This window comes from Alishewanella maricola (assembly GCF_016343785.1).
GTDB classification, from domain to species: domain Bacteria; phylum Pseudomonadota; class Gammaproteobacteria; order Enterobacterales; family Alteromonadaceae; genus Alishewanella; species Alishewanella maricola.
The window spans coordinates 1-1,560 of sequence record NZ_JAEINI020000039.1 but is presented as its reverse complement, the minus strand read 5'-3'; the positions used below and the strand labels follow the sequence as shown (position 1 = coordinate 1,560).

General features: G+C 48.7%; 1 protein-coding gene. It reads right to left on the bottom strand.

What is annotated here, in order from left to right; translation table 11 throughout:
* Window positions 1-301 precede the first annotated feature (301 nt).
* Complete coding sequence (locus tag JAO78_RS16605) at window positions 302-1,456, bottom strand: IS110 family RNA-guided transposase (RefSeq protein ID WP_226752477.1); 1,155 nt, start codon at window positions 1,454-1,456, stop codon at window positions 302-304.
* Window positions 1,457-1,560 lie beyond the last annotated feature (104 nt).

The window sequence follows — 1,560 nt, the reverse complement described above, 5'->3', positions numbered from 1 at the left end:
GCGTTGGTATGACTCCCCACGTCAAGCAGATTGAGTAAAATCCTGCTCATTAAAGAACCTTTTTTTGCTGTTAAAGCGAGTTAATGCATCAGATGAAGCTGGTAATGTTCGTCGGTTGTCATGCTGGTATACGTGGATTATTAGCTTTCGCTAACAGAGCCTACCTTACTTGATCCGCCGTGGCACCTGTCTTCAGTCTATGTACGAGGTTCAACAGCCGTGAGGCTGTTGCCATCCTAACGCCGTCGGTGGTTGTGCCACACCCGCTGCTTGATCCAATGCATTAACTCTAACTCGTTTTTCATGCTGGCACCCTTGCTAACCGCTTAGCAGGGTTAACGGGTGTTAGCACGACTTCTCTGGAGATGGCCCAGATATAGGCAATCATCTCTCTGGCAATGGCGGTAACGACTAAGTTGTAGTGTTTGCCACGCTTCATTAAGCGTTGATACCGTCGGCATAATCTAAGCTGTGCTTGCCAAGCGATATCGACGATTTCCTTGCTGAGACTTTCCTGTCGTTTTTGCAGCTCCGTTGATACGTTGGCGGCATAGCGATAAGTATGCGCACCTTCGACCAATAAGCGCCTAGCACGGGTATTGCCCGTTCGGGTAATGCCACCTTGCTTACGTTTACCCCCACTGGAATGCTCAGAGGGGACCAAGCCGAGATAGCTCATGAGTTTTCTCGGGTGGTCGAAGCGGGATAAATCGCCCAGCTCGGCAATCACGCCGACAGCCACTAATAAGCGCACCCCCCGCATGGCTTGAATGGCTTTCACAACAGGGTAGTAACGCCAGTTTTTCACATGGTAACTGAGTTCGTTATCCAGTCGCTCAAGGCGTCGGATACGCTCGGTAATGGTTTGTATCGCTTCCTGCAAAACAATCTGTTGCGAAGGATGCGGCAATATCAATTCGGTGAGCCAGCGTAGGTGTTTGGCTGACCAATTATCTTGTATGTCACAGCGGATATTGTTGCGCAGCAGCATGGCTTTAAGCTGATACTTTGCGTCTTTTAAATCCTTCATGGCGGTTTCACGCGCGCGTGATAAATCGCGCATCGCTTCATCTTCTGGCTCGGGAACATAGATAGGGGCCATATCGCCAGAGCGCAGCAGTAAAGCTAATTTCACGGCATCACGTTTGTCTGTCTTAACGCGCTCACCGGCTTTTTTAGGAATTAAAGAGGGTGCCACGACATAACAACAGTGGCCTAAACTTGTTAAAAAGCGATAAATCCAATAGCCACATGGGCCTGCTTCATAAACAAAATGCAGCGTACTGCCGGGGTGCTTAGATTCGAACTGGCGGACAAGCTTTTGCAGTGCTTGTTTGGTGCCGTTAATGCGCCCGAGACTAACAGGCTTGGCTTCGCGATTGTCTTCGATATAGGCCACTTCAAAGAACTCTTTGTGAGTATCTAAGCCGATAAAAGTTATGCTATTGTTAACCATGCTGACCTCCGATATTGTATATTCAACAAATACAGTATGGCTCTGGTTGCGAAACTAACCCACGAATTCGGAGGTCAGCACCTCGTGGGGAGTCATTATGTCTA

Bases quoted from the DNA above. Each gene is read 5' to 3' on its own strand.
- JAO78_RS16605 (WP_226752477.1), bottom strand. From the start codon at position 1,456: ATGGTTAACAATAGCATAACTTTTATCGGCTTAGATACTCACAAAGAG.